23 protein-coding genes and 1 tRNA gene are annotated in these 24,022 nt (G+C 66.5%); 6 read left to right on the forward strand and 18 right to left on the reverse strand.

What is annotated here, in order from left to right; translation table 11 throughout:
• The first annotated feature begins 76 nt into the window (after positions 1–76).
• Both EJ067_RS29025 and EJ067_RS29030 read left to right on the forward strand, forming a co-directional pair.
• On the forward strand, positions 77–1,189 hold the full coding sequence (locus EJ067_RS29025) for an endonuclease/exonuclease/phosphatase family protein (RefSeq protein ID WP_126088575.1): 1,113 nt from the start codon (positions 77–79) through the stop codon (positions 1,187–1,189).
• 5 nt (positions 1,190–1,194) lie between these two features.
• The gene (locus tag EJ067_RS29030) at positions 1,195–1,920 is read left to right on the forward strand and encodes a hypothetical protein (protein ID WP_126089786.1); all 726 of its coding nucleotides are present in this window, start codon (positions 1,195–1,197) and stop codon (positions 1,918–1,920) included.
• Between the two features lie 81 nt (positions 1,921–2,001).
• On the opposite strand, the gene EJ067_RS29035 is transcribed toward EJ067_RS29030, so the two are convergent.
• Positions 2,002–3,099, reverse strand: coding sequence for a 1-aminocyclopropane-1-carboxylate deaminase (locus EJ067_RS29035; protein WP_245468080.1), 1,098 nt, complete (start codon positions 3,097–3,099; stop codon positions 2,002–2,004).
• Between the two features lie 147 nt (positions 3,100–3,246).
• On the opposite strand from EJ067_RS29035, the gene EJ067_RS29040 reads away from it, so the two are divergent.
• On the forward strand, positions 3,247–3,723 hold the full coding sequence (locus EJ067_RS29040; protein WP_126088576.1) for an Lrp/AsnC ligand binding domain-containing protein: 477 nt from the start codon (positions 3,247–3,249) through the stop codon (positions 3,721–3,723).
• Positions 3,724–3,745: 22 nt separating this feature from the next.
• On the opposite strand, the gene EJ067_RS29045 is transcribed toward EJ067_RS29040, so the two are convergent.
• The 4 genes from EJ067_RS29045 to EJ067_RS29060 all read right to left on the reverse strand — a co-directional run bounded on the left by EJ067_RS29045 (position 3,746) and on the right by EJ067_RS29060 (position 7,285).
• A complete protein-coding gene (locus EJ067_RS29045; RefSeq protein WP_126088577.1) occupies positions 3,746–3,988 on the reverse strand; it encodes a hypothetical protein in 243 nt (80 codons plus the stop codon).
• Between the two features lie 88 nt (positions 3,989–4,076).
• A complete protein-coding gene (locus tag EJ067_RS29050; RefSeq protein WP_126088578.1) occupies positions 4,077–5,294 on the reverse strand; it encodes an ABC transporter permease in 1,218 nt (405 codons plus the stop codon).
• The gene (locus EJ067_RS29055; protein WP_126088579.1) at positions 5,291–5,995 is read right to left on the reverse strand and encodes an ABC transporter ATP-binding protein; all 705 of its coding nucleotides are present in this window, start codon (positions 5,993–5,995) and stop codon (positions 5,291–5,293) included. Before EJ067_RS29055 ends, EJ067_RS29050 begins: the two co-directional genes overlap by 4 nt.
• Positions 5,996–5,998: 3 nt before the next feature.
• Positions 5,999–7,285: an efflux RND transporter periplasmic adaptor subunit gene (locus EJ067_RS29060; protein ID WP_126088580.1), complete on the reverse strand. Its 1,287-nt coding sequence runs from the start codon at positions 7,283–7,285 to the stop codon at positions 5,999–6,001.
• Positions 7,286–7,417: 132 nt separating this feature from the next.
• Between EJ067_RS29060 and EJ067_RS29065 the strand changes: the two genes are divergently transcribed.
• Together EJ067_RS29065 and EJ067_RS29070 are read left to right on the forward strand one after the other, a co-directional pair.
• A complete protein-coding gene (locus tag EJ067_RS29065; RefSeq protein ID WP_126088581.1) occupies positions 7,418–8,320 on the forward strand; it encodes a PhzF family phenazine biosynthesis protein in 903 nt (300 codons plus the stop codon).
• A gap of 105 nt (positions 8,321–8,425) precedes the next feature.
• Positions 8,426–8,501, forward strand: a tRNA-Lys gene (locus EJ067_RS29070).
• Positions 8,502–8,668: 167 nt separating this feature from the next.
• On the opposite strand, the gene EJ067_RS29075 is transcribed toward EJ067_RS29070, so the two are convergent.
• The 8 genes from EJ067_RS29075 to cbiE form a co-directional block, all read right to left on the reverse strand.
• A complete protein-coding gene (locus EJ067_RS29075) occupies positions 8,669–9,619 on the reverse strand; it encodes an NAD(P)-dependent oxidoreductase (protein WP_126088582.1) in 951 nt (316 codons plus the stop codon).
• Positions 9,620–9,897: 278 nt separating this feature from the next.
• A complete protein-coding gene (gene cobT, locus EJ067_RS29080; protein WP_126088583.1) occupies positions 9,898–10,923 on the reverse strand; it encodes a nicotinate-nucleotide--dimethylbenzimidazole phosphoribosyltransferase in 1,026 nt (341 codons plus the stop codon).
• A 24-nt stretch (positions 10,924–10,947) separates the two neighbouring features.
• Positions 10,948–11,715, reverse strand: a complete 768-nt coding sequence (locus EJ067_RS29085) for an adenosylcobinamide-GDP ribazoletransferase (protein WP_126088584.1) — start codon at positions 11,713–11,715, stop codon at positions 10,948–10,950.
• Positions 11,712–13,028, reverse strand: a complete 1,317-nt coding sequence (locus EJ067_RS29090; RefSeq protein ID WP_126088585.1) for a cobyrinate a,c-diamide synthase — start codon at positions 13,026–13,028, stop codon at positions 11,712–11,714. Before EJ067_RS29090 ends, EJ067_RS29085 begins: the two co-directional genes overlap by 4 nt.
• A complete protein-coding gene (gene cobA / locus EJ067_RS29095; RefSeq protein ID WP_126088586.1) occupies positions 13,025–13,840 on the reverse strand; it encodes a uroporphyrinogen-III C-methyltransferase in 816 nt (271 codons plus the stop codon). Before cobA ends, EJ067_RS29090 begins: the two co-directional genes overlap by 4 nt.
• Entirely contained in the window at positions 13,837–14,601 is a 765-nt protein-coding gene (cobM, locus tag EJ067_RS29100; RefSeq protein ID WP_126088587.1) for a precorrin-4 C(11)-methyltransferase, read from the reverse strand. The genes cobA and cobM overlap by 4 nt, the downstream gene beginning before the upstream one ends.
• Complete coding sequence (locus EJ067_RS29105) at positions 14,598–14,984, reverse strand: cobalamin biosynthesis protein (protein ID WP_126088588.1); 387 nt, start codon at positions 14,982–14,984, stop codon at positions 14,598–14,600. Before EJ067_RS29105 ends, cobM begins: the two co-directional genes overlap by 4 nt.
• A complete protein-coding gene (cbiE, locus tag EJ067_RS29110) occupies positions 14,981–16,222 on the reverse strand; it encodes a precorrin-6y C5,15-methyltransferase (decarboxylating) subunit CbiE (protein WP_126088589.1) in 1,242 nt (413 codons plus the stop codon). The genes EJ067_RS29105 and cbiE overlap by 4 nt, the downstream gene beginning before the upstream one ends.
• Position 16,223: 1 nt before the next feature.
• Here cbiE and EJ067_RS29115 point away from each other — a divergent pair, with 1 nt between their 5' ends.
• Entirely contained in the window at positions 16,224–16,991 is a 768-nt protein-coding gene (locus tag EJ067_RS29115; RefSeq protein WP_126089787.1) for a cobalt-precorrin-6A reductase, read from the forward strand.
• Here the strand turns inward: EJ067_RS29115 and EJ067_RS29120 are convergent.
• From EJ067_RS29120 to cobN, 5 genes are read right to left on the reverse strand one after another with little or no spacing between them, the layout of a single operon-like run.
• A complete protein-coding gene (locus EJ067_RS29120) occupies positions 16,955–17,722 on the reverse strand; it encodes a precorrin-3B C(17)-methyltransferase (RefSeq protein ID WP_126088590.1) in 768 nt (255 codons plus the stop codon). The two genes, EJ067_RS29115 and EJ067_RS29120, sit on opposite strands and share 37 nt — an antisense overlap.
• On the reverse strand, positions 17,719–18,477 hold the full coding sequence (locus tag EJ067_RS29125; RefSeq protein ID WP_126088591.1) for a precorrin-2 C(20)-methyltransferase: 759 nt from the start codon (positions 18,475–18,477) through the stop codon (positions 17,719–17,721). Before EJ067_RS29125 ends, EJ067_RS29120 begins: the two co-directional genes overlap by 4 nt.
• Entirely contained in the window at positions 18,474–19,106 is a 633-nt protein-coding gene (locus tag EJ067_RS29130; RefSeq protein WP_126088592.1) for a precorrin-8X methylmutase, read from the reverse strand. The genes EJ067_RS29125 and EJ067_RS29130 overlap by 4 nt, the downstream gene beginning before the upstream one ends.
• Complete coding sequence (gene cobG / locus EJ067_RS29135) at positions 19,107–20,600, reverse strand: precorrin-3B synthase (protein ID WP_126088593.1); 1,494 nt, start codon at positions 20,598–20,600, stop codon at positions 19,107–19,109. It abuts the gene before it with no gap.
• Positions 20,597–23,995, reverse strand: a complete 3,399-nt coding sequence (gene cobN, locus EJ067_RS29140; RefSeq protein ID WP_126088594.1) for a cobaltochelatase subunit CobN — start codon at positions 23,993–23,995, stop codon at positions 20,597–20,599. Before cobN ends, cobG begins: the two co-directional genes overlap by 4 nt.
• Positions 23,996–24,022 lie beyond the last annotated feature (27 nt).

Here is a 24,022-nt window from a genome sequence, read left to right on the forward strand (position 1 = left end):
GAAAGGTTCCGTCAACCATGACGGGCATGCGCCTGGCTCTTGTCTTCGCCTTTGCTTGCAGGCAAAGGTCTCGGCCATGTCGCTGCGCCTTGCCACCTTCAACGTCGAGAACCTGATGAACAGGTTCGATTTCTCCGGCTATCGCAACCAGCTCAACGAGGACCGGACGCTGGCGCTGTTCGATATCCAGAGCGAGGCCGAGTACAGGCTGCTCGAACAGGCGCGCACCATCGCCCAGTCCGACGACACCCGCCAGTTGACGGCGCTCGCCATAGCCGCGACCCGCGCGGATATCATCTGCATGCAGGAGGTCGACAATATCGAGGCGCTGAAGGCCTTCGAATATGGCTATCTCTTCAAGATGATCGGGCAGGGCTACCGCCAGAAATACACCACCGCCGGCAACGATTCACGCGGCATCGACGTCGCCGTGATGATGCGCAGCGAGACGGCGCAGGGCCAGCCGATCGAATTCGTGCGCATGACCAGCCACGCCTATGTCACGTTCGAGCAGTTCGGCCTGTTCACCCCGGAGCTTGCGGCATTCGGGCATCTGGCCAGCGACCGCATCTTCCGGCGCGATTGCCTGGAGATCGACGTGACGGTCGGCGGCGTGCCGCTGACGCTCTATCTGGTGCATTTCAAGTCGATGGGCTCGCCGCGCAACGGGCTCGACGGCCGCGAGGCGACGATGCCGCTGCGCATCGCCGAGGCGCAGGCCGTGCGCCGCATCATCGAGGACCGTTTCGGCAAGGACCATGCCGCCGACAAACGCTGGGCGATCTGCGGCGACATGAACGACTACCGGCAGCGAGTGAAGATCGAAGGCGACAGCTTCGACGGCTACCGTTTCGAGGTGGTCGACGAAGCCCAATCCGCGATCAACGTTCTGACCGCCGGCGGCTTTTGCGAAAATGTCGTGGAGCGGCGGCCGGAGATGGACCGCTGGAGTTTTTATCACACGCGCGGACCGGAGGAGCGGCACCTGTGCCAGCTCGACTACATCCTGCTCTCGAAGGCGCTGGCGGCGAAGAACGCCACCGCGGTGCCGGAGATCATCCGTAACGGCCAGCCGTGGCGTACCATCTTTCCGTCCGGGCAGGAGGTCGAGCGTTTCCCGCGCGCCGGCTGGGACAGGCCGAAGGCCTCGGACCATTGCCCGGTGGTGATCACCCTGGACATGGCTTGAGCACGATGAGCTTCGACCTGCCGCGCAACGTCATCTTGCCGGTCGATGAAGTCGACGTGCGGCTCGACCCAGCTGCTCATCCGTTCGAACGGGACAACCAGCCAGCGATCGCCGAGAACTGGCGGCGCGAAACGGCGGCGAAGCCGGCGCTGTACGACGGCACGGTGGTGCTGCTTTCGGCGCTGGGCTATCGCGGCAGGCGGCTCATCGGCCGCTGCCATGCGGTGAGGTATTCGACCTTCATGCTCTGGCGCAAGAACCGGGAGCTCAGCGGCGCCGAACATGCCTATGCGCATGCCGTGCTGGTCGCCGGCGACAATGCGCTGGTGGCGATCCGCATGGGCGCGCACACGGTGAACGCCGGCTACGTCTACTTCGCAGCAGGCTCCTTCGAGCCCGTCGATTTCCGCGACGGCCTCGTCGATGTCGATTTCAACATGATCCGCGAGGTGGGCGAGGAGACCGGGATCGATCTGTCAGCGGCCCGGCCGGGACGGCGCTATCACGCGCTGTCGACGGCGAGCGGCACGGTGATCTTCCGCCGCTACCGGGTGGCCGAACATGCCGATGATCTGGCGCGGCGCATCAGCGCCTTCGTTGCCGCCGAGACCGAGCCGGAAATCGAGGGGCCGGTCATCATCCGCGATGCCGATGACCTGCCGGACGGCCTGATGGGCCACATGAAGCCGTTGATTGAGTGGCACTTTGCTGGCAGCGACGCGGATCTCTGATCCTGGATGTCGCCTTGCAGGCGCAACGTCTTTCACGATCCGGCAACACGTCACTTTGGCAGCCGCCTGGACGAAGCCGGATCATGGAAAGATTGGAAGCAACGTGTCCTCAGGCGCGCGTTCCAGGGCGGCGGGCTCGCCCGCGAGCTTGGTCGCCGGGCGTTCGTCCTTGTAATAGTAGCTGTAGCCGTTGATGGCCGGTGCGCCACCGAGATGCGCGTAGAGAATTCTCGAACCTTCGGGAAAGAAGCCTTTCCTGGTCAGATCGATCAGGCCCTGCATCGATTTCCCCTCGTAGACCGGATCGGTGATCATGGCCTCCGTGCGGGCCGCCAGCCGGATCGCGTCATTCGTGGCCTCGGAGGGAACGCCATAGGCCGGATAGGCGTAGTCGGGGTTGATCACGATTTCGTCGTCGCGAATAGTGCGGCCCAGCCCGACGAGCGTGGCGGTGTCGTCGACGATGCGGCGGACCTGCGCACGGGTCTGGTCGAATGTCCCGGAGGCGTCGATGCCGATCACCCGGTCGGCCCGGTCCTGGGCGGCGAAGCCGACAATCATGCCGGCCTGCGTCGACCCGGTCACAACGCAGACGATGATGTAGTCGAAGGTGAAGCCGAGCTCGGCCTCCTGCCTCGCCACCTCCTCGGCAAAGCCGACATAGCCCAACCCGCCGAACTTGTGCACCGAGGCACCAGCGGGAATCGGATAGGGCCTGCCGCCCGCGTCCTTCACCGACTGGATCGCGTCCTGCCAGCTCTTGCGGATGCCGATATCGAAGCCGTCGTCGACGAGCCGGCTGTCCGCGCCCATCAGGCGCGTCAGCAGGATGTTTCCGACCCGGTCGTAGACCGCATCATAGTGCGGCACCCATTTCTCCTGGATCACCACGCATTTCATGCCGATCTTGGCTGCCGTCGCCGCCACCATGCGGGTGTGGTTCGACTGGACGCCGCCGATCGATACCAGCGTGTCGGCGCCGGTGCGAAGAGCGTCCGGCACGATGTATTCGAGCTTTCTCAGCTTGTTCCCGCCCATGGCGAGACCGGAATTGCAATCGTCACGCTTGGCGTAGACTTGCACCTTCCCGCCCAGCGCCGCGCTCAGGCGCGGCAGATGCTCGATCGGCGTCGGGCCGAAGGTCAGCGGGTAGCGTTCAAACTTGTCGAGAAGTGACATCGATCTGTCCTCCGCCACGGTGGTTTTCGATAGACAAAGGATAGCCGAACGAGGGCAAAAGGTGCTCTCGAAGGCTCGCCAGGATTTTTCCACTTCCATCAAAAATGCGCTAAACTTGGTTTTGATCGTCCACTCAGGCGCGTGAAAATGGAAGAATCTTCCGACCCAACTTTCGACCGCATTGACATCAAGATCCTGCGGGCCCTTCAGTCCGAGGGACGGCTGACCAATGCGGAACTGGCGGCGCGCGTGAATGTCAGCGCCGCCACATGCCACCGGCGCACGCAACGCCTGTTCGAAGAGGGCTACATCACCGGGGTCAGGGCTGAGATCGCTCCCGCCGCCGTAGCGCTTGGCGCGCTGGTGATGGTCGGCGTCGTGCTCGACCGCTCGACGCCGGAAAGCTTCGCCGCTTTCGAGGAGGCCGTGCTCAAGCTCAAGGAGGTGCTGGATTGCAATCTGGTGGCGGGCGACTTCGACTATCTGCTTAAGATAAGAGTGCGGGACATGGCGGATTTCAACAAGCTCCACGGGCAGAAGCTGATCGCGCTGCCGGGCGTCCGGCAGACCCGGACATTCTTTGTCATGAAAGAGGTCAAAGAGAATGCGCGACTTCCGTTTTGACAGATCGCGATCTTGACGATGGTCAGCGTCGCCCCTTGTCCTGCAAAGCCTTGCGGTCGTTGCGGGCGGCGACGAAAAACAACATGACGCCGAGGCCGAGCAGCGCGCCCATCGCCATTCCCATCGTCTGGCCGACAACCTCCTGGAAATTCGCAGCGACGCGATCGGGATTTTGGATGCCGTAGCGGGCCAGATACCACCACAGGCCGGCCAAGGCGACCTCGAAGATCGCCAGCACCAGGATGAGCCGCGCCTTCTTGCTCATTTGGATCTCCCCCACATAGCAAAGGCCACTACAACCGCATTGCCGGTGTGCGGCAACAGAGGGCGGGCGAATCCCTTCGCGGCCGCGCCTATTCATGCCTCAGCGCGTCGATCGGGTCGAGCCTTGCGCCGCGCAACGCCGGGAAGAATCCGAACACCATGCCGATCAGCGCCGAGAAACCGACGGCGAGCAGGATGACTGCCGGGCTTGGCGCGAAAGGTATCGTGAGCGTCGCCGAGGCGAGGCCGGCGATCGCCAGGCCGATCAGGATGCCGATGATGCCGCCGAGCAGCGACAGCACCGTCGCCTCGACCAGGAACTGGATCAGGATGTGTTTTTCGTGCGCGCCGATCGCCAGCCTGATGCCGATCTCGCGCGTGCGCTCGGTGACCGACACCAGCATGATGTTCATGATGCCGATGCCGCCGACAAGCAGGCTGACGCCGGCGACGGCGCCCAGCATTCCGGTCATGGTGGTGGTGGCGCTGGCCATGGCGTCGGCGATCTGGGTCATGTCGCGGATCGAGAAATCGGGATCGCGGTCCGGCGTGATGCGGCGCGTGTCGCGCAGGATGTCCTCGACGCGAGGCTGCAGTTCGGAGGTCGGCATCCTGTCGTCGGCGGCTATGTAGATCGAGTCGATGTCGCGGTTGCCAGCGATGCGCCGCTGGTAGGCGGCCAAAGGCATCAGCACGACATTGTCCTGATCCTGGCCGAAGCCGGTATAGCCCTTCGGCTCAAGGAGGCCGATGATCCTGCAGGAGGTGCGGTTGACGCGGATGATCTCGCCTTCGGGATCGCCCGCACCGAAGAATTGCTGGCGCACCGTCTCTCCGATCATGCAAACGCCGGCGCCGGCACGGGTCTCGGAATCGCTGAAGGGGCGGCCGGAAACCAGCTTCCAGTCGCGCGCGTCGAGATAGGCGCTGTCGGTGCCGGTGATGCCCGACGTCAGGCTCTCCGTGCCGAAGATGACGCGGACCTGCTTCTGCGAGGCCGGCGCGATGGCGCGGGCGCCGCTGAGATGGGCGACAAGCGCTTCGACATCCTTGGCGGCCAGCGGTCGAGTGACCTGGTCGAGCCCGCCCGGCCCGCCAGGGCCTGCCGGACGGCCGGAGCGGACGACGAGCAGGTTGCTGCCGAGTTTCGAGATGTCGGTCTTGACCTTCTCGGTGGTGCCCGAGCCGATGGTCAGCATGGCGATGACCGCGGCGACACCGATGACGATGCCGAGCAATGTCAGGAACGAGCGCAGCACGTTGCGGCGTATGGAAATCAGCGAAAGGCGGACGGTCTCCCAGATCACGCGGCCTCGGCTTTCGCTGTATCCGAAGCGACGTGGCCGTCGAGGAAGCGCACGGTGCGCTCGGCATATTCGGCGACATCGGCCTCGTGCGTGACCATGACGATGGTGAGGCCGAGCTCGGCGTTCAGCCTGGTCAGCAATTCCATGATTTCGTGCGTGCGCGCTGTGTCGAGATTTCCGGTCGGCTCGTCGGCGACAAGCAGCGTCGGCTTGGTGACGATGGCGCGGGCGATCGCCACGCGCTGCTGCTGGCCGCCCGACAACTCGGCCGGCGTGTGGTGTTCGCGCCCGACGAGCCCGACCTGGGCGAGCGCCTGCATGGCCAGGTGTCGACGCTCGCGGGCGGAAACGCCGCGATAGATCAGCGGCAGCTCGACATTCTCCGCCGCCGTGGTGCGAGGCAGCAGGTTGTAGCCCTGGAAGACGAAGCCGACATAGAGGTTGCGCAGGAGGGCGCGGCGGTTGCGGCCGAGCCGGCCGGCATCGACGCCCATGAAGCGGTAGGTTCCGGCGGTCGGCGTGTCGAGGCAGCCGATGATGTTCATGGCCGTCGACTTGCCCGAGCCGGACGGCCCCATGATGGCGACGAACTCGCCTTTGCGGATGGCGAGATCGACGCCGGCCAGCGCAAGCACGCGCGCCTCGCCCTCGCCGTAGCCCTTCCAGATTTTGTCGAAGGTGATGAGCAGGGGAGCGGACACGGGTCAGCTCCGCTGCTGCGAGCCGGTGATGACCTCGGCGCCTTCCTCGAGGCCGGACGTGATCTCGGTCAACTCGCCGTCGGTCGAGCCGATCCTGACGTTGACGGCATGCGGCCGCCCGTTTTCCAGCACATAGAGGGTGCGCGAGCCGTCGGTCGGCGCCCTGGTCGCCTCGCGCTGCCGGTTCGGACGGCCCATGCGGCCGGTGAAAAGGTCGGTCAGGCTCCAGCCGCGGGCCGCTTGTTGCGCCGGACGATAGCGGAAGGCGGTGGCCGGCACGGTCAGCACACCCTTGGCCTGCCTGGTCACCACCGCGACCGTGGCGGTCATGCCAGGCCTGAGCAGCAGCTCGCTGTTGTCGACATCGAGCCGCGCATTGTAGGTGACGACGCCGTCGGTGGTGACCGAGGCGTAGGAGATGTCGCGGATCTCGGCGTCGAAGGGACGGTCCGGGAACGCGTCGACGGTGAAGCGGGCATGCTGGCCGGGCTTGACCTGGCCGATATCGGCCTCGTCCACCGCCGCCTGCAGCTCCATGTTCCGCAAGTCGGCGGCGATGACGAAGAGCACCGGCGCCTGCAGCGAAGAAGCGACCGTCTGTCCCGGATCGACCGAGCGCGTCAGCACGATACCCTCGATCGGGGCGTAGATCGTGCTCTTGGCAAGATCGGTCTGCTGCGCTTTCAGATCGGCCTCGGCGATGGCGAGATTGGCCTCGGCGCTGTCGAGCGCCGCCTTGGAGCGATCGCGCGTCGCGGTCGCCGCCTCGAGCGACTGGTCCGTCGCCATGCCGCGTTTGGTGAGCGCGCTCGCGCGCACCACCGCGTTCTCGTTTTCCTGCAATGTGACCTTGGCATTCTCGACGGCCGCTGCTGCCGCCTTGGCCGAGGCGGTGGCGCGCTCGATCTGGACCTCGAGCTTGGCGGTGTCGAGCGTCGCCAGCACGTCGCCCTTCCTGACCTGCTGGTTTTCGCTGACCGCGACAGAGCGGACGATGCCGGAAAGCTCGCTGGAGATGTCGACCTGCGTCAGCGGCTGCAGCGTGCCGGTCGCCGACACCTGGACGGTCAGATCGGCGACTGCCGCCGGAGCGGTCGTGTATTCGATCCGGGGCGGCGAGGCGGCGTTCCACCGGTAGGCGCCGATCGCGGCCGCCACGACCGCCAGCGCCAGCAGCGCGTAGAGCCAGCCGCGGCGGCGCTTGCGGCGCACGCCTTTGCGATCGAGCCCGAGAGCCGCCTCGATGGAAGCATCGGATTCTGCGTTTGGCGGATTGACAACCTGGTCCACCCCAGACCCCTATAGCGAAAAATCGACGTCCCTATCATGCACAGATCAGGCCTTAAGGTTCGAATTTCAAATTAAATTTCCCTCATGTTGGGATTGAGGCAGAAATTCGAGACGAGGCGGAAGGTTTTCTCGATGGCGCGCAACTACTTGCTTTACGATGTGTTTACGACCGAGCGGCTGGCCGGGAATCCGGTGGCCGTGGTGCTCGACAGCGAGGGGCTGGACATGGCCGCCATGCAGGCGATCGCGCGCGAATTCAACCTGTCGGAGACGGTTTTCGTGCTGCCGCCGGAAAATCCCAAGCACCGCAATCGTATCCGTATCTTCACGCCGGATTACGAGATGCCGTTCGCCGGCCATCCGACGGTTGGTTCGGCGATCGCGCTTGCGGAGCTGGCGGGCGAGACGGCGGGCATCTTCGTGCTGGAGGAGAATATCGGCCCGGTGCGCTGCGCGGTGAGCAAGCATGACGGCGCCATCTTTGCCGAATTCGACCTGGCGAAACTGCCGGAGCGGCTGGAACTCGTTGCCGACCCGGAAATGATCGGCGCGGCGCTCGGCCTTGGCCCGCACGAGCTCGGCTTTGAGAATCACCGCGTCGCCTTCTGGTCGGCCGGCGTGCCTTACGTCACCATTCCGGTTGCGGACCTTGAAGCGGCGGCCAAGATCAGGCTGGACAATCAGGCGTGGTCGGAATTGGCACCCCGCAAGAGCGAATGGGCCTTCGCCAGCCCTTATGTCTATTGCCGCGAGACGGTGCACCACGACAGCGCCTTCCATGTGCGCATGATCGTGCCCGGCACGCCGTCCTACGAGGATCCGGCGACAGGCTCGGCGGCGGCCGCCTTTGCCGGCGCGATCATGCATTTCGACGGCCCGACGGACGGAATCTCGCAGCTGTGGATCGAGCAGGGGCTGGAGATGGGCAGGCCGTCGCGCATCAGGCTGGAGCTCAATGTCGAAGGCGGAAAGCTCGCCGCCGCCCGCATCGGCGGCCATGCCGTGAAGTTGGCCGAAGGCAAGCTTTCTGTGTGACCGGTGCGGCACTTAGGCGATTTGTCGGGAAATGATCCGGCAGGGCTAGACATGACCGAAAGCGGCGGCTATATGCGCCGCCGACGCTGGTTTTCCCGGCGGTGTGGGTGTGTAGCTCAGTTGGTAGAGCAGCTGACTCTTAATCAGCGGGTCCACAGTTCGATCCTGTGCACACCCACCAATTAACTCTCTGATATTATTCGTTTTCGCGGATCGCCGCTCCTCGTCCGAGAGCTCGGCAATGTCATAATCCAGATACCAGTTTATAGGGCGTCTACCTCATCGAGCCCACTTCGGCGCCCTGTTTGGGATGGTGGCGGAGTGCTCACGCCCGCGGCCCTTACCCCGTCAGTAACCCAGTTCGAGGTCGATCCTGTTGGACAGAGGCTCGCCTCTTGCGACTTGACCGCAGAGATCGGCGGCCTGGTCGATCCCAGAATCCACCCAGAAGCTCGCGACATGAGGTGTGATGGTCACCTTGGGATGATTCCACAGTGGCGACGAGGCTTCCAGCGGTTCATGCTGAAACACGTCAAGGCAAGCACCGGAAAGCTGATTTTCGTCGAGAGCGCGGATCAGATCGGCTTCGTTGACATGCGCCCCCCTGGCGACATTCACGAGATAGGCACCTCGCTTCATATTTCCAAAGGCACTGGAGTTCAGTAGCCCACGAGTGTCACCTGTCAGGGGAAGTGAACAGATAATGTAGTCCCGCCCTATGAGTGCCTCCGCAAGCTGGGCACGGCCGAAGTAGCTCTGTATGCCAAGGAGTGTCTTCTGCTGACGAGACCAGACGGCAGTGTCGTAGCCCAGTTCCGCAAACAGCTTTGCGGCCCAGCCACCGATCCGGCCCGCACCCAACACAACAATTCTTGTCTCGGAGATCTTCCGCGGCGCGATCGGATGCCAAACCTTGCTGGCTTGCTGCCTCACGTACTCTGCAACATGGCGTTGCTGGCAAAGAACGCGAAGGACGATGTACTGCGCCACTTCCGAGGCCTGTTCACGCGTTGCGAGCCTGATGAGCGCAACACTCTTGGGAAAGCTTTGGAGATCAATGCCGTCGACACCCGCCCCCAGATAGAGCACGGCGCGCAGCCCTGTCATCGCGTCGAAAAAACCGGAATCGGCACCCTTGTCGATCAGCACGATATCGATGTCACCTTTATTCCCGACATCCGGCCAAAGCCTGAACTCGAGCTGCGGCACACGATTCTTTAGCTCAGCAGCCCACACGTCGGCGTCGATGTAGTCGGGATACTCATTGACCATCAGCACGGTAATTGGTTGGCCGGACACTTCGCACCTCCAAGCAGAGGCAATGATCGGATGCGTATTCCCTCACAGTAGCACACCGGCCTTCAGTCGCCGATCCCGATCGATATCTTGCGCGCTGCCACGAAGCATCGACGGAATGCCGGGCGGGACGCGTCCGACACCGGGCAGCGCGTTTCTTCGAGCAGGAGCCAAAAACCCGCGTGAAGCCGGTTGCGGCCATCCCGGAGATTCTTCAGGCTGCCACCTGGGCCCGGACCCGGTTCGGTTGCCCGATCACCGGACCTGGCCATCCAACGGATTTATTTTTCCGAAACACCGGCCTCGGCGAAGCTCGCCATCCTTGCGTGGCATTCGAGCGCCGAGCGCACGATGTTGATGGCAAGGCAGGCGCCGGAGCCTTCGCCGAGGCGCATGCCGAGATCGAGCAGCGGCGGCAGGCCGAGCGCTTCGAGCAGGCGGCGGTGGCCGGCTTCGGCCGAGACGTGGGCGGCGATGGTGTGGGCCAGCCCGGTCGGGTGCAATCTTGCCAGCGGCGCTGCGGCGGCGGTGCAGACGAAGCCGTCGAGCAGCACCGGCACGTTGTTCTTGCGCGCGGCAAGCGCGGCGCCGAAGATCGCGGCGAGCTCGCGTCCGCCAAGCGCCGCGGCGATCTTCAGCGGGTCCGATAGCGAATCGGCATGGCGCTTTATGCCCGCCTCGATGGCCACGACCTTGCGCCGCAGACCGGCGTCGTCGACGCCGGTGCCACGGCCGGTCCATTTTTCCGCGCCGCCGCCGAAGAGGGCCGTCGAGATGGCCGCGGCCGGCGTGGTGTTGCCGATACCCATCTCGCCGAAGCACACGAGGTCGAGGTCTTCGGTCACGGCATCATAGCCGGCCGAGACCGCGGCGAGGAAGGTCTGCTCGTCCATGGCCGGCGTTATCGTGAAATCGCCGGTCGGGTGGTCGAGGTCGAGCGGGATGACATCGAGCTTTGCACCGGCAACGCGGGCAAGCTGGTTGATGGCGGCACCCCCGCCGGCGAAATTCGCCACCATCTGGACGGTGACCTCCGACGGATAGGCCGACACGCCCTGCGCGGTGACACCGTGATTGCCGGCGAAGACGAAGACTTTCACCGCGTCGAGCTTCGGCATGTCGCGGCCCTGCCAGCGGCCCAGCCAGGCAGCGATCGTTTCAAGACGGCCGAGGCTGCCCGGGGGCTTGGTCAAAGTGTCCTGGCGCCTGGCGACCGCAGCGGCGGCAGTATCGCTGCCCGCGGGGAGATCGAGGCAGGCGGCGCGAAGGTCTTCGAGCGATTTGAAGGACGTTGACTGGGGGGACATGGGGGCAAGGTCTCCGAAAGAGAATCAGGAAAGGCAAACGGAAGCGGCAAGCAGCACTGCGATCTCGCCGAGCTGCTGCAGCGCGCCGATCGTGTCGCCGGTCTGACCGCCGATCTGGCTGAGGCATAGCGAGCGGAACGCGGCGAATAAGAAGCCGAGCAGGATGAGCGCGGCAATGGCGCCGCCAAGGCCGAGCGCCAGCAGCGCCACGGCGCCGAGCGCTGCCCCGAAGGCGGCTGTCTCGAAGGCTACGGTGCCGGCATTCGCCGACAGGCCGTCGGCGCGAGCCGGCGGCAGCAGATGCATGAAGGCGCCGAACAGGCCGCGCGAGGCGGCATGTGCCGCCAAAAGCGCCAGGAAGACATGACCTGGGCCGGCCAGTTCCGACAACGCGCTCCAGCGGATGAGCAGCGAGACGCCGATCGCTGCCGCGCCATAGGCGCCGATGCGGCTGTCGCGCATGATCTCCAGTTTCCTTTCGCGGGTCCGGCCGCCGCCGAAGCCATCGGCGATGTCGGAGAGGCCGTCCTCGTGCAGGCAGCCGGTGGCGAGCATCGTCGCGGCCAGCGCGAGCGCCGAGGCCGGACCGGCGGCAAGGCCGACGCTGGCGACGATGGTATAGACGAGCGCTCCGATGACGGCGACGGCGAGACCGGCGAAGGGCGCGGCCCAGATGGCGTCGGCAAGGCCGCGGCCGCCGAAATCGCTCGATGGCAGCCTCAGCCTCGTGAAGAAGACAAGGCTCAGGCCGATATCGTCGAGCAACTGGCGAGGCTCGGAAAGGCCGCTCATCCGCCCCTCGCAATGGCGTGGAAGAAGGTGCCGCTGACATGGCCGCGCCGGTAGCCCGAGGCGCCCAACGGATTGCCCTGGCCGTCGGCGAGGTCGGCCAGCGGCTCGTCATTGCCGGTGGCGGTCATCTGGGCATAGTGGAACTCGTGGCCGCGGATCAGCGTGCCTTCGACGCCGAGCGGGCAGGCGGAGCGCAGCCGCGCCTCGCGGTAACCGAGATTCATCTTGCGCCTGGCGAAGCTGGTGGAATGGCCGAGCAGGCCAAGCATTTGGTGGCTCTCGCCATCCGCGTCTTCCAGTGCCTCTCCCAGCACCATGAAGCCGCCGCACTCGCCATGCACGGGCTTCGTCGCGGCGAAGCGAGCCATTCCCTCGCGGAATTTCATCGCTGCCGCGAGCCTGGCGGCGTGCAATTCGGGATAGCCGCCAGGCAGCCAGCAGACATCGCAGTCTTCGGCCGGCGCCTCATCGGCAAGCGGCGAGAACGGGACGATCTCGGCGCCGGCCTTGCGCCAGTGCGTGATGACATGCGGGTAGAGGAAGGTGAAGGCAGCGTCTTCGGCCAGCGCGATGCGCTGTCCGGGCGGCTGCAACGCGTCGCCAAAGTCGCCAGTCACAGGTTCCAGCGGTGTCGTCAGCTTCAGGATTGCGTCGATGTCGAGCGACTTCTCGACCATGTCGGCCAGCCGGTCGAGATGCGCCATCAGGTTTTCATATTCGCCAGCCTGGACAAGGCCAAGATGCCGCTCCGGCAGGTTGAGCGTGGGATCGCGCATGATGGCGCCGACCACCGGCAGGCCGATCGCCTCGATGGCGTCGCCCGACAATCGCCGGTGGCGCTCGCTGCCGAGGCGGTTGAGCACGACGCCGGCCATGCGCACGTCCGGATCGTAGGTGGCAAAACCCTTGGCGACGGCCGCGGCCGTGGTCGACTGTCCCGAAACGTCGAGCACCAAGAGCACCGGCAGGCCGTAGAGCCGGGCAAGATCGGCTGCGGAGCCCGATCGTCCCTCCGGCGCGGGAATGCCGTCGAACAGGCCCATCGCGCTTTCCAGGATGACGTATTCGGCGTCGTCCGCCGCCTGCGCGGCCAGTGCGTTGAGCAGGGAAGGCGACATCGCCCAACTGTCGAGGTTGACGCCGGACAGGCCCGTGGCGGCCGCGTGGAAGCCGGGGTCGATATAGTCCGGTCCGGATTTCGCTCCGCGCACCTTCAACCCGCGCCGGGCAAGCGCGCGCAGCAGGCCGATGGTGACGCTGGTCTTGCCCGAGCCGGAGCGCGGTGCGCCGATGATGATCGCCCGCGCCGTCACGTGCCGCCCGCCAGTGCCGCCCGCATGGCGACGATGCCGCCGACGACGATCAGCGCCGGCGAGGCGAGCCCGGCGGCCGCGGCCTCGTCGGCGATTGTCGCGAGCGTGGCGACGACGATGCGCTCCTGCGGCGTGGTCGCGGCGACGATCACGGCCGCCGGCGTCGACGGCGCCAGGCCGCCGCTGAGCAGCTTTGCCGCTATCACCGGCAGGTTGGCCATGCCCATATAGACGACAACCGGCTGGCCGGTGCGGGCGACCGCAGCCCAGTCGAGATCATCATCAGTGCCCGCGGCATGGCCGGTGGCGAGGATGACCGCCTTGTTGATGCCGCGCATGGTGGCGGGGATGCCGGTGGCGGCCAAGGCACTCAGACCGGAGGTGAGGCCGGAGAGAACGCGGAACGGAACGTTTTCGTGCGCAAGCGCCAAGGCTTCTTCGCCGCCCCGGCCGAAGATATACGGGTCGCCGCCTTTGAGCCGCACGACACGGCGGCCCTCGCGCGCCAGCCGCACAAGCAGAGCGTTGATGTCGTCCTGCTTCATCGACGGCTGTCCGCCGCGCTTTCCGGCGTAGAAAAGCTCGGCGCCGTCGGCGACCGCGACGACATCCGGCGAAACCAGCGCGTCATAGACCAGCGCATCGCACTGCCCGAGCGCCGCCAGCACCTCCAGCGTCAGGCAGCCGGGATCGCCCGGGCCGGCGCCGGCCAGCCAGACATGACCGGGCTCGAGCGTGCGCGGCTTGAAGTTCAGCCGCGCCAGCGCCTGATCCACCGTGGCCTGTCCGTTTCTGTTGGCGATGCCGTTCACAATCCGTCCCGTCCGCGAAAACGCCGCTGGTAGTGGGCGTCGTAGAGTGAGCTTTCGCCGAAATCCTGCGCGGCCAAGGCGCTGCCGACGAAGATGATCGCCGTGCGCTCCATCGGGTTTTCCGCAAGCTGCGCTTCGATGGTGCCCAGCGTGCCGGTCAGGATGCGCTCGTCCGGCCAAGAGGCGCGGAAGACGACCGCTACAGGGCATTCGGCGCCGTAGAGGGGCGTCAGTTCGGCAACGACGCGGTCGATGGCATGGATGGCAAGGTGAACGGCAAGCGTGGCGCCGGTGCGGCCGAAGCCGGCCAGCGTTTCGCCCGGCGGCATCTTCGAGGCGCGACCGGAGACGCGGGTCAGCACCAGGCTTTGAGCGAGCTCGGGGATGGTGAGCTCGCGGCGAAGCGCTGCCGCTGCCGCCGCAAAGGACGGCACGCCCGGCGTCAGCGTGTAGGGGATGTCGTGTTTCCCCAGGCGCCTGATCTGCTCTGCCACCGCGCTCCAGACCGAAAGGTCGCCGGAATGCAGCCGCGCGACGTCCTGGCCGGCCTTGTGGGCGGCGACATATTCGGCCTCGATCTCGTCGAGCGACATCGGCGCGGTGTCGATGAGCTTGGTTCCCGGCGCGCAATGTTCGAGCAGTTCCGGCGCGACGATCGAGCCGGCATAGAGACAGACTGGGCAAGATGCGAGCAGGCGGCTGCCGCGCAAGGTGATGAGGTCAGCCGCGCCCGGGCCGGCGCCGATGAAATGGACGGTCATTCGGCACCTCCGCCAAGCGCTATGGCGCAGGTCACCGGGCCGAGCACCGTGCGCGGCCCGAGCAGTTTTGCGTCCTTGCCTGCCGCGGCCAGGGCCGACGCTTCCGAAACCGACGGTATGCCGGCATGCGCTTGCGACAATTCGGATCGGCTGATCGTGCCGGAGGCGGCGACCTGCAGCGCGTCGTCGGTGACGACGATCACCGGCAGCGCAAGATCACGACCTGCGAGGAAGATCGCTTCCTCGTCGCGCTTGATTTCGCCGGTCGCCAGCGCCGAAAGCGCGGTCATCGCCAGCCCATGCGCTTCGAGCGCGGTTTCGATCGCGGCGCGCACATCGCGCGGTGTCACGCCTTTCCGGCTGCCGATGCCCGCGATCATCATGGCTTTACCCAGCTCCACTGAATGACAGGCATCGCCGGACGCCAGGCCTGCATGGACCCGACCGGGGCCGCGCGCGAAATCGCGATGCGGGTGAGGTCGCCGCCGCGCCGGTTGCACTGGTCGAGCAGCAGTGCCTCCATCTCCAGCGTCACCGCGTTGGCAACCAGCCGGCCGCCGGGACGCAGGACCTTGATCGCCTTGTCCAGCACGCCGGCATCGCTGCCGCCGCCGCCGATGAAGATCGCGTCCGGCGTCTCCAGCTTGGCTAGCGCCTTCGGCGCCGAGCCTTCGATCACGGCAAGGCCAGGCACGCCGCAATGCGCGGCGTTGCGGTGGATGCGGGCGGCGCGCTCGCTGTCGGCTTCGATGGCAATCGCCCGCATCGACGGGTGGGCCAGCATCCACTCGATGCCGATCGAGCCGGAACCGGCGCCGACGTCCCACAGCAATTCGCCGCGTCTCGGCGCCAGCGCCGAGAGCGTGATGGCGCGGATCTCGCGCTTGGTGATCTGGCCGTCATGCTCGAACAGATGATCGGCAAGGCCGACGGTCAAAGGCAGGACGCGCGCATCCGGCGTCTGCTCAATTTCCAGCGCCAGCACGTTGAGCGGGTTGATGTCTTTGAGATCGAAGCTGTCGGCGCGGGCGGCGCGGCGCGTTTCGTCGGGACCGCCGAGCGCCTCGAGGATGGTCAATCGCGAAGGGCCGAAGCCGAGTTCGTCGAGCAGTCCGGCGATGGCGGCCGGGGCGTCACCGTCGGATGTCAGCGCCAGGATGCGCGTGCCGGGATGCAGCAACGGCCGGATCAGGTCGACCGAATGGCCGTGCAGCGAAATGGTTTCGATCTCCGGCAAGGCCCAGCCCAGCCGGGATGCGGCCAGCGAGAGCGACGACGGCGCCGGCAGGACGATCATCTCATCCGCCTTGACCTTGCGCGCCAGCGTGACGCCGACACCGTGGAAGAACGGGTCGCCGGAGGCTAGCACGCAGACATTCTTGTCTTTCAGCGCCAGCACGTCATGCATCTCGGCGTCGAACGGCGTCGGCCATTGCTGGATTTCGCCTTTGACCAAGGACGCGACCAGCGCGAGATGCCGCCTGCCGCCGAAGATGACTTCGGCCTCGCCGATCCGGCGCTTGGCCTCATCGCCGAGACCCGCTACACCGTCCTCGCCGATGCCGACGATGGTCAGCCATTTTTGGCTGAGCGTGGCGCCGCGCGGACCCTTAGCAGGCATGATGACCCACCGTATTTTGATCCTCGCCGGCACAACGGAGGCCCGGCAATTGGCGGGCAAGCTGGCGCGTCGCGAGGATTTTTCCGTCACGCTGTCGCTGGCCGGCCGTACCGAAAGTCCGGTCGCGCAAGGTGTGCCCGTGCGTACCGGCGGCTTCGGCGGCGCGGAGGGATTGGCGACCCATCTCCGCCAAGAACGCATCCACCTGCTGGTCGACGCCACGCATCCTTACGCGGCGCGCATCTCGGCCAACGCCGCGGAAGCGGCAAGGCAATCCGGCGTGCCGATCCTTGCGCTGCGGCGTCCCGGCTGGGAGCCTGTCGCGGGTGATCGCTGGACGGTGGTCGACAATGTCCCGCAAGCGGCGAGGGCTCTCGGCACGCCACCGCGTCGCGTTTTCCTCGCGATCGGCCGACAGGAGGGACGCGCCTTCGAAGTCGCCCCGCAGCACCGTTATCTGATCCGCAGTGTCGATCCGGTCGAGCCGAGGCTTGCGGTGCCCGATGCGCTCTACTTGTTGGCGCGCGGACCATTCCCCGAAGCTGACGAACGGGTGCTGCTCGAAAAATACCGCATCGATGCCGTCGTCTCGAAGGACAGCGGCGGCGAGGCGACCTATGGCAAGATAGCAGCGGCGCGGTCGCTCGGCATCGAGGTGATCATGGTCCACCGGCCGCCGCTGCCGGACGTTCCCTCGGCTGAAACCGTCGATCAGCTGGCGGCTAGAGTCGATCATCTTTTCGAGCCCGTTGCCGATCGCGGCGTGTAGACCAGCGCGGGCCGCTCGCCGCGCTTGATGATCCGGGTCTCGGGCGAGCCGATGATGATGCAGGTCGCCATGTCGGCTTTTTCCGCATCGGCATCCGCTAGAAGGTAGACCTCGATCCGCTCGTCCGGCCGGCCGGCGGCGCGGCCGAAGATCACCGGCGTGGTGCCGGGCAGGATCGCCTTGAGGCATTCGAAGGCGCGGGCGAGCTGCCACGGGCGGGCCTTGCTGATTGGGTTGTAGAGCGCGATGACGAAGCCGGCGCCGGCAGCCGCCAGCAACCGCAGCTCGATCAGCTCCCACGGCTTCAGATTGTCGGAGAGCGAGATGGCGCAGAAGTCATGACCGAGCGGCGCGCCGATGCGGGCGGCGACCGCGAGCATGGCCGTCACGCCTGGAATGACCGAAATATCGATGGCGCGCCATTCGGCCGGACCGGCTTCGATCGCCTCGCAGACGGCCGCCGCCATGGCGAAAACGCCGGGGTCGCCCCCGGACACGACGGCGACGTTATGGCCCTCGGCTGCCTTGGCCAGCGCCTCGTTCGAGCGGGCAAGCTCCTCGCGGTTGTCGGAGGCGATGCGGGTCTGATCGTCCCTCAGCTCGAGCCGGTCGAGATAGGGCTTGTAACCATAGAAGAAGGAAGCCTCGGCCACGGCGCGGCTCGCCTGCGGCGTGACCTGATCGGCATTGCCGGGGCCGAGACCGATGACGGTGAGGCGGCGGCCGCTCATGGCTTTGCTCCGGGGGCTCCGGGACGGGCCGACCAGCCGGCGACCAGCACGATGGCGAAATAGGGCGCCTTGTCGTCGTGCTTTTCGGCGAGCCGCATCGAGACGCTGCCCGGCATGGTGCCGCGCTCGACATAGACCGCCTTGGCCAGCTTGCCGGCCGCTTCCAGCGCGCGGCGGATCTTCGGCAGGTTGCGGCCGACCTTCATGATGACCGCGGCATCGGTGTCGGCCAGCCGCCGCGTCAGTTCGAACTCGCTCATCGTGCCGGGCAGCACGGTGAGCACGTCGTCGCCCTGGACGATCGGCAGGCCGGTCGCAGACCAGCAGCCGGACATGGCGGTGATGCCGGGAATGACCTCGGTCGGGAACCGATGCGCCAGTCGGACATGCAGGTGCATGTAGGAGCCGTAGAACAGCGGATCGCCTTCCGACAGTACCGCCACCATCCTGCCGTCGCTGAGGTGCTCGGCAACCTGCTCGGCCGACCGTTCGTAGAAATCGGCGATCTGCGAGCGGTAGTCGTCGTGGTCCTTGTCGATCTCGGTCGTCACCGGATAGAGCAGCGGCAGCTCGATCATGTCCGGCCGGAAGCGGGCCTCGACGATGGCGCGCGCGTTGCTGTTGTTGCCGCGCTTGGCGAAATAGGCGATGACGTCGGCCTCGGCCAGCGCGCGCGCCGCCTTCAGCGTCAACAGTTCCGGATCGCCGGGACCGGTGCCGACTCCGACAAGACGGCCTTTTACAATCGCGTTCACAGCCCGGGCCTCGCCAATGAATTGAGCGCGGCCGCCGTCATGGCGCTGCCGCCCAGCCTGCCGCGCACGATGGCGTAGGGCACGCCGTAGGAATTCTCGGCCAGCGCATCCTTGGATTCGGCAGCACCCACGAAGCCGACCGGCATGCCGACAATCGCTGCCGGCTTCGGCGCGCCGTCGCGCAGTTTTTCGAGCAGATAGAAGAGCGCGGTCGGCGCGTTGCCGATGGCGACGACCGAGCCGGCCATGCGTTCGCCCCAGAGGTCGATCGCAGCGGCGGAACGCGTGTTGCCGATTTCCTTGGCGATTCCGGCGGTGCGCGGATCGCGCAGCGTGCAGATCACCTCATTGCCGGTCGGCAGGCGCGCGCGGGTGACGCCATGCGCGACCATTTCGGCATCGCAGAAGATCGGCGCGCCGGCGGCAAGGGCAGAGCGCGCCGCTGAGACGAAATCGCTGGAGAAGACGAAATTGCTGGCGGCTTCGACCTGGCCGCAGGCATGGATCATGCGGATCGCGACATCGGCCTCGGCCTCGGAGAAGCGCGACAGGTCCGCCTCGGCGCGGATGATGGCGAAAGAGCGCTCGTAGATCGCCATCCCGTCATGGATATAGTCGTAGGCGGCCATTCACTGGTTCCGTCGATAGAGTTCGGCGATGCCGGCCGCGCCAAGCCTTGTGAGGCAAGCGGCCGCGGTTTCGCCCTGAAGTCTTTGCGCGCGCACCGCGGCAAGGATGCCGCCGATGCCTTGCGCGGCGTCATAGCCCGGCCTGTATCCGGCAGGAAGGGCCTTTGCCGTCCCGTCCACGACAAGTCCGGCTCCGTTTTCGTCGCCGACCAGGGTCAGCATGGCGGGACGTGGATGTGCGCAGCCCTTGGCGCAGCCCGAGATATGAAGTGTTAGCGAGGTGTCGAAGATATCGGGGCTTTCCTTCGCGATCGTCTCGGCGATGGCGCGCGTCGCGATGCGGCCGGAAGCGCAGGCAGGTGTGCCGGGGCAGGCGGCGATGCGGGTGCGTGGGTCGGCGGGGGAGGTGACGAAGCCGAGGGTGGCGGCGGAAGCTTGTAGCGAGGCGCAGGCTGTGGGGGAGAGGCCGAGGAAGATCAGGGCTCGGCCGGGGGCGAGGCGGATTTCGGTGGTGCCGAGTTGCAGGGCTTGCCCGACGAGTTCGACAAGGTTTTGCGCCGGCATGCTGCCGAAAGGCAAGCCGATACCGAGGGCGTTGCTTTTGCTTAGGGCGACGAGGCTAATCGGTGAGCGAGGGTGCTCTACGGCGCCCCCCTCTGTCCTGCCGGACATCTCCCCCACTAGGGGGGAGATTGATCCGTCGCCGGCGGTTTCGCCAATCGCAGACGTCGAAACATGCGGGTTGGCTCCAGAAGGGGAGCCAGCGGCGAGGCTGCTAATCTCCCCCCTTGTGGGGGAGATGTCCGGCAGGACAGAGGGGGGCGCGAAGGAATGCCAGCTTGCAAGAGAGGCTAATTGCCGCTCCGACAAGTTCGTTGTGTGCGCCTCGCGGCCCTTCTCTGCGACCATCCTGAGCGCTGCCACGGTAATGTCTCGCGCGGCATCCGCACCGACCGTTGCGAGAAGCTTTGCAGTTCGGCCATCGCCGGCAACCGATACGCTCCAACGAACATCCTCGCCTGCCCGCATCGCTGTCAGCCTCACGTCAGCCGTCACCGCCTCCACGCCCAATTGCCCGCCACCATCGACGACCACCGACACCTTCGGCCCCAGCCGCGCCGTCAGCCCGGCTTCTTCAATCGCCGTCCTGATCCGCTCAGCCAACGGACGGGGGTCTGCAATCTCCAGCGGATCGATCCCCGCCAGTGGCCCGGTCTCAACGGGCACTCCGGTGCGCACCGCAATCCCCAGCGCATCCACTTCCGCCGCCAGCAACTTGGCGCTTTCGCTCGTCAAACCGCGGATCTGCAGGCTGCCGCGCGCGGTTACTTCCATGATGCCGTTGCCATGGCGCAAGGCCGATTCACCGAGTCCGATCAGGGACTTCGGCGCAAGTCCTCCTGCGATCGGATTGAGCCGCACCAGCAGCCCGTCGCCGGTTTGCATCGGGGCGCTCAAGGCAGGGCAGGCACCGCGCCGCGAGAAGGCATTCATGCCGCCACTCCGCTTGCCTGGGCTTCGGCGATCAAGGCGGCGAGGTCGTCGTCGATCGAATTGCGAAGCGGATGCCAGAGGCCGCGACGCCGCGCGGAGAGAAAGCGCTCGGCGATGACCTTGGCGGCGGCCGGGTTCTCGCGCAGCAGGAAGGCGCGGACGTCTGCGTCGCCAACATAGGCGTCATGCACGGCTTCGATCAGCGCGCCCGAAATGGCATGCGTGGTCTCGGCGAAGCCGACGAGGCGGTCGACCGTTTCCGCGAATTCCGAGGCGCCGCGCGGGCCGTGGCGCATCTGGCCGGCGATGAAGCGCGGGTTGACCGCGCGGGCACGCACGACGCGGGCCACCGCTTCGCCGACAGAACGCGGCTTGGGCTTCGTCGGATCGGTCGTGTCGAGCACGATGAGGTCGGCATTCCGGCCGAGCGCGGCAAGAGCCGCCGAAAACCCGCCGATGAAGGCGACATCGGCCGAGCCTTCGAGGATGTCGCGGCCCGGGTCATCGCCGGTGTGGACGAGCAGGTCGGCCTCGGCGACGCGGCCCTCGAAGGCGCCGGGCGCGGAGACCGCTTCGCCGTCGGCGCCGCCGTAGGCGTGCGAGGTGGCATCGAGATAGGCGCGGCCGATCTCCTCGCGCACGCCCCATTCGCCGCGCGACAGCAGATCCTCGACGCCGGCCCCATAGGTGCCGGGCGAGGTGCCGAAAATGCGGGGCTCGACCTTGCCCTGGATGCGGGTCGCGGCGGCGAGCGGGTTTTCTGAATCGTCCTCGTCGCGGCTGGCAACCGCATTGGCGGCTGCATCAATCAAAGCGATCTGGGTCGGGAACATGTCGCGGAACAGGCCGGAGATCCGCCAGGTGACGTCGACGCGCGGGCGGCCAAGCGCAGCCGGCGGCAGCACCTCGATGCCGGTGACGCGACCCGTTGCGGCATCCCATTGCGGCCGGCAGCCCATCAGTGCCAACCCTTGCGCAATCTCCTCTCCGCCGGTGCGCAAGGAGGCTGAACCCCAGAGGTCGATGACCAGCGAGCGCGGCCAGTCGCCATGGCTTTGCATATAGCTGCGCACGACTTCTTCCGCCGCCGCCTGGCCGAGATCACAGGCGGTCGGCGTCGGCATGGTGCGCGGGTCGGAGGTGAAGAGGTTGCGGCCGGTGGGCAGCACGTCGGAACGGCCGCGCGCTGGCGCGCCGGCCGGGCCTGCCTTGACGTGGCGACCGTCGAGTGCCGCCAGCAGTGCAGCCCTTTCCGCTTCGGCGCTTTGCCGGCGCGACGGATCGACCTCGCCATCCGGCGAGCGGCCATAGATATGCAGTCCGTCCTTGACGGCGAAATCCTTGAGGTCGCAAAGCCAGGCGTCGATGCGGCGCAGCGCCTCGTCCGGCGCATCGGTGCCGGCAACGCCGGCCTCGGCCGCCAGGCCGGACTTCTGCGCGGTCTCGACAATGAGTCTCGCCAGCCGGTCGCGGCGGCGGCGGTCCAGGCCGTCGGCCTGGGCGTATTCGTCGACCAGCCGTTCCAGCTTCTGTTGGTTCTCATCAAGGCCGGCGCCGGTCAATGGCGGCGGCAGATGGCCGAGCGTGACGGCCGAGATGCGGCGTTTGGCTTGCGCGGCTTCGCCGGGGTTGGAGACGATGAAAGGATAGATGACCGGCAGCGAGCCGGTGACGATCTCGGGGAAGCAGTTGTCCGAAAGGGCCACCGTCTTGCCCGGCAGCCATTCGAGCGTGCCGTGCGCCCCGACATGGATGATGGCATGCACGCCGAGCGACTTTTGCAGCCAGAGGCCGAAGGCGATCAGCTCGTGGCGCGGGGGCAGCGTCGGGTCGTGGTAGTCGGCGCGGCGGTCGGCGGAGCGGCCGCGGTCGGGGGCGAGTGCCACGGTGACGTTGCCGAAGGTCGCGGCGCGGAAGGGGAAGCGTTTTTCGTGGGCTGCTGGCAAAAGTTGGCGTTCTGTCGCGCCCACCTCGCGCAAATGTATCCCTTCTGTCTCTCCCCATGCCGCCTCCAGCGTATCGCGCGCTGTTGCAGGCAGTTCGGCAGAAAAGGCTAGGTAGTCCTCCAAAGAAAGGCTGTGCCCACCCACCTCCAACGCATCCAGCAAGGCGCGCGGCGATTGCGGAATCGCCTCAACCGCATAGCCCTGTTCCTTCAGGTCATGCAGCATGGCGAGCACGCTCGATGGAACGTCGAGACCGACGGCGTAACCAGTCCGCCCTGGCGCGCTCGGATAGTCCGGGATCAGGATCGTCAGCCTGCGGTTGGCTCGCTCGGTCCGCTGCAGGCGGATGAAGCCCGCGATGCGCTTGGCGACCTGCGCCACGCGATCCGCCTCCGGGCGATTGGCGAAGGCGCGGAAGGCGAGCGCCGGATCGGTCTCGACCTCGCCCTTGAAGGAGATCGCGCCGGCGAGGATGCGGCCGTCGAGCTCGGGCAACACGACGTGCATGGCAAGGTCGGCCGGCGCCAGGCCGCGCTGGTTCTTCTCCCAGACCTCGCGCCGCGTCGTGGCGACGATGACCTGGAAGACCGGCACGCCGGCGCGGTCGAACAGCGTTTGCGCGCCCGGCTCGGCGCCGGAGGCGAAGGCGGTGGCGGTGACGATGGCTGACGGGTTCAGCGATGCGATAGCGTTCTCGACGAAGGCCAGCGACGCCGGATCCTTCAGGCTGGAGACGAAGATCGGCACGGCCTCCACGCCCTGCGAGCGCAGCGCCTCAACCAGGGCGTCGATTGGCGCCACGTCGGCCGCCAGCAGCATTGAACGGTAGAAGAGGATGGGAATGATGGGGGAGCCGATATCGCCAGCGCTGAAGGAAGCTGGCTTTGCGACAACTCCTCGTCCCGGTTGGTAATATCCCGCCTTCGGCACGCCCACCGGCTCGAGCACCTCGGCCTCAGATCCCGCCAGCCGCGCCAGTCTCCTCACCAGCGCCGCCATATTGGCCGGGCCGCCTTTGCGGAAATAGCCGAGCAGGGCGTCGAGCTCGGCGCGCGGCAAGGTCGAGCCTTCGATCAGGCGCGGGTCCTCGTCATGGCTTTCGCCCGGCAGCAGCGCCAGCTTGATGCCGCGTTCGCGCGCGACCGCTGCCAACTGGTCGCAGCCATAGCGCCACCAGTCGTAACCGCCGAGGATGCGGACCAGGACGACCTTGGCATGGCGGGCGACGCTGTCGATCCAGAGGTCGACCGACATCGGATGGCGCAGATCGCGAAGTGCCGCGAGCCGCATCGACGGCAAGCGGTCAGCGTCCGCCTTCCAGGCGGCTGCCAGTCCGGCAAGATCGCTGTCGGTGAAGGACAGCGCCACGACATCCGCAGGCGTCTGCCTGAGGTCGATAGGCTCGGCGAGATCGTCGAGCGAAGCGGATGTCGTGGTGAGGATATGCATTGCTTCGTGTTGGGCTTTTCGTGTTGG

The organism is Mesorhizobium sp. M1D.F.Ca.ET.043.01.1.1 (assembly GCF_003952385.1).
GTDB lineage: Bacteria > Pseudomonadota > Alphaproteobacteria > Rhizobiales > Rhizobiaceae > Mesorhizobium.